Genomic DNA, 3,873 nt, shown 5'->3' on the forward strand with positions numbered 1-3,873 from the left:
AAAGAACAGTAAATTTTCTATTTAAAAACAGCACAAAGACGTGCTATAATTTTTTTAATTGAATAAAGATTTTACCCTTTGTCGGATATGTCAGTACTCCACCTGAGGGTTCGGGGCAGGAATCTAGCGTAGTTGATAGTAAAAATCAAGTAAAAACTGTAGGATATGAAAAAGATTTTCAAGATTTAGCAGATTATAGACAAAGTCAAGGGATGCCTGTTGCTGGAAGTGTTGATGATAAGCATACTGCTGCAAAATTGATTTTTGGAGATAATGAATATTATGGGCATAATGGGCACGGAATGCAAGATGAAGTAAAAGGCGCTTTTAGTGTAAATGCTCAAACTGCAACTCACGCGGAAGGATTGGCATTTTATAATGCAAAGACGAGCGGTGTAGAAGGAACTTCAGCTACACTTATAACTGATAGACCTGCATGCGCATCATGTGGATATTATGGTGGAATACGTTCTATGGCGAAGGATATGGGAATTAATGATCTTACGGTTGTTTCACCCAATAATGCTCCTATAACTTTTAATCCACAAGTGAAGCCAATACCAAATCCATTTCCCAAACCTGTTCCTAAAACGATAAGATAAAGGAGTGATAGATTTATGTATGTAAAGAAAGCAGTATATGATGAATGGGAAAATAACGTAGATATTGGGGGGATGATTGAAGATTTAACTTGGGATATAGCAGAAAAGTTAATAAAGTCTTTAGATGGCTCTAAATGTACACAGGTAATACTTAGCAATGAAATAGATGATGCTTTTATATGTATAGGTGGTGGAAATAACGGTTTTTATAATGTTTTTATAACATTAGATGACAATGAGTCCTTTTACGATTTGATTAATCCTAGTGGTAGACATGATAATATTCTTAAATTAGTTACAGGAGGGCAATTAGGAGATTTTGAAGAGGATATTTGTGTTACTATAGATAAAGTTTTGCTAGCTTCAAAAACTTTTTGTATGGTAGGGAAAGTAGAAGAAACATTGAAATGGAAATATAGAAGTTAGTTTAGAAAAATTGTTAGGAGTATCAGCGTAGACACCTGGAATCAATTTTAATTAGCTCATTACAGATCAGCTATAGCCACCGGATAGGTGATTTTATGCAATTCACAGTCACCCGAAAAATTTATCATTTCTGCTTATGATCCTTATACAGTCGGCATTGCCGACTGCTGTAAACAGGCAGGAGCACCGTAAGGTGCACCTGCCTTTAACCTGCATCATTTTCGCCCCATGGTTCACCTTTGTTTTAAGACGAGAGATGAACGGAAATTTTATGTCACCAGATTTTAAAATTATTGCAGATATGCGACCTGGAGCATTGTAAAAATTGGCATATATTCGATACTTTTACGATAGCGCAACAGGTAGATGAACAGTCAGTAGCATCAATCCAAACATTTATCAGATAAAAAGGAAAACGCAATTCTTTTCAAATTTGCCCAACAAGGCTTAGTAAGGCTTGAATGGCAACATGTTCTACTAACGGTTTCAAAGGTCATACAGGGGCGATATTTTGCGATACAGGGCTAACTGGGAATGGGACATCAAATCTACGTTGCCATTGGTTTGTGATATCTGCCTACCCCAGAGTTCATGGTGAACCATGGGATTTACAGGAAATTGGTTCTATGGTAAAATGGGGCTACCGGGGGTTACAGGGGGGTAAAATCCCCCTTTCTGTAGCTCCCTTTTCCGTTCTTTTTTCTGCCGTTTCTTCTCCTGAAAATAAATCCAGAAATGACTTGCAATGAAATCCATACAGAGTTAACATCAACAACCAATAAAAGAAATAACTTGTCCTTTCATCCATTGGTTTGTTGTAGATAGGCTGTCGAACCCTTGCGGACTCATTTAGAGTTAACGCTGTCATCTGAGGTTGCCGGTACGGGGACTTATTGATTGGAAACAAGATCAGGAGGGAGAGAATTGCAGAAAAGAGAAAATCTGCTTTATGTAGGGATTGACCTGCATAAGGAAACACATACTGCAGTGAAGGTAAACTGCTAGAATGAAAAGTTAGAGGTTGTTGTCATTGAAAACAAGCCCAGTGAATTTAAGAAGCTGGCGGAAAAGGTGAACAGGAAGTCCAGTATTCTTGGACTTGAACCCATTTATGGATTGGAGAATGCTTATGGCTACGGCAGAAGCTTAGCTGTCTGGCTGATTGAAAATGGTTACATCGTGAAGGATATCAATCCTGCTCTGGCGTATGACCAGAGAAAAAGCGCACCCATGTACCGAAAAAATGATGAGCATGATGCATATTGTGTGGCAACGGTTATGATTAATCAGTTACATACCTTGCCGGATGCAAAGCCAAAAGATAACGAATGGACGCTGGCACAACTGGTGAATGCGCTTTATCACGAACCAACAGTGAGCCGTTCTTGGTTTATCAAATTAAACGCGGGATTACTACCAAAATCAAAATAGCAGCAAGATATAGACTGTTTACACCAAGAGCAATCTTGGTATTTGTGTCTTTTAAATGCTTTTTGATTAACAGGAAAAGCGAATAACAGAAGCTAAACGCTATAAAGATAGAATAACCAATGAGCAGGGCGGTTGCATTAGGGTTATCGGGCCTCCAAAAGAAAACAACCGTCAATGGGATGATAAAAATAGTAATCAAAGCAATTGTACTTAAAACTTTGTTTTTCATGATATGTATCACCTCATTCATTTTCTTTCATTTGATTTCTAATTCGGCAGAGTCTGTAAAGACAGTTCCATCAACGGAAATGTAGTGGCCAGTGGATGCAATTCAAGTGTTTCGGAAAACTCCCCTGAGCATTCCAGCAGAATTTGCGGACCATCCGACCTAGATTAAAGAACCAACTTAGCCGTTCCACTGTTGCTATTGTCAATAATCGCTTCTTCAAAAGAGACCACCTCTCTGTCAGAAATTATCGCCCTTTTTGTCCCGGTCTGAGGAACATACCTGCTGTTTTGTGCTTTTTACTCTTGGAAGCTGCCTGTGATGGGTATGCCAGCATCACTAGCACGGCTGTGAGCACAAGCATGACAGTCAAAGCTGCTATGGACAAGGTTAAATTTCCGGGTTCAGTGGTGTTCATAAATGTTCCCGTATCGAATCCCATAACCGTCAGTCCCGACAGGATTGGGTACAGGCTTCGCATCGTGACATTCTTGATAAACATGGCGCTATATCCAAAGAGAAAGGCTGCAATAACACCACCCATAAAAATTCCCGGCTTCCTGCTTGAAACAGCTATGATTGGCAGAACCGCGATATATGTGAAAAGCGATATACCTAGCATCTGCAAAAGCCCGGTAAATAGAACCCCGGCATTAAGTCCCGGAATTCCGGAAAACAATCCAACGATCAGCGTTACAGTATAACTGTAAAATCCAAACAGTACACTTAAGGTTCCCATTGCCAACAGTTTTCCGAACAGCAGGCGCTGAAAGCTTACCGGCACAGGCAAGATGTTTTTCAGAGTGTTATCCGTGTATTCCCGGTTGATTAAATATCCTCCTATCAATGTGAAAATGACAGGCATGAAAATCGTAACGTTGTTCCAGATAGAACTATTAAACAGAGCCGAGAAATCAAAATTCTCTACTTTTCCTTCCTCTGTGACTACCGCTTGCGTAAATATAGACAGGATTGCGGGAAAAGCCATTCCTATCAGACCAATCAATAATATATGAAGCCGCTTTAATTTTTCAAACTCAGTCTTTATCATGCGCAACATCATAGATTTCTCCTCCTTTCATATTAGCTCCCATTGCATACCGCAGACCTGTCTGCGGTACTGCCATAGATAATGGAGTGTGAAAGTGCTTTTTCTTTCACGCTTTGCTCCCATTGCATACCGCAGAC

General features: G+C 39.7%; 4 protein-coding genes. 3 read left to right on the top strand and 1 reads right to left on the bottom strand.

Annotated elements, in window-relative coordinates:
- Positions 1-68: 68 nt before the first annotated feature.
- The 3 genes from BUB77_RS28910 (at position 69) to BUB77_RS28920 (ending at position 2,459) form a co-directional block, all read left to right on the top strand.
- Positions 69-602, top strand: a complete 534-nt coding sequence (locus BUB77_RS28910) for a deaminase (protein ID WP_278277766.1) — start codon at positions 69-71, stop codon at positions 600-602.
- 15 nt (positions 603-617) lie between these two features.
- Positions 618-1,028, top strand: coding sequence for an Imm1 family immunity protein (locus BUB77_RS28915; protein WP_073280629.1), 411 nt, complete (start codon positions 618-620; stop codon positions 1,026-1,028).
- Between the two features lie 1,029 nt (positions 1,029-2,057).
- Complete coding sequence (locus tag BUB77_RS28920; RefSeq protein WP_278277767.1) at positions 2,058-2,459, top strand: IS110 family transposase; 402 nt, start codon at positions 2,058-2,060, stop codon at positions 2,457-2,459.
- Between the two features lie 473 nt (positions 2,460-2,932).
- Here the strand turns inward: BUB77_RS28920 and BUB77_RS28930 are convergent, their stop codons facing one another.
- Positions 2,933-3,748 (bottom strand): ABC transporter permease, encoded by an 816-nt coding sequence (locus tag BUB77_RS28930; protein ID WP_242962611.1) that lies wholly within the window; start codon positions 3,746-3,748, stop codon positions 2,933-2,935.
- Between the last annotated feature and the right edge of the window lie 125 nt (positions 3,749-3,873).

It is taken from the genome of Anaerocolumna jejuensis DSM 15929 (assembly GCF_900142215.1).
In the GTDB taxonomy this organism is placed as follows: Bacteria; Bacillota; Clostridia; order Lachnospirales; family Lachnospiraceae; genus Anaerocolumna; species Anaerocolumna jejuensis.

Excerpts from the sequence above, each read along its gene's own strand:
- BUB77_RS28915 (WP_073280629.1), top strand. The coding sequence starts at position 618 with ATGTATGTAAAGAAAGCAGTATATGATGAATGGGAAAATAACGTAGAT.
- BUB77_RS28930 (WP_242962611.1), bottom strand. The coding sequence starts at position 3,748 with ATGATGTTGCGCATGATAAAGACTGAGTTTGAAAAATTAAAGCGGCTT.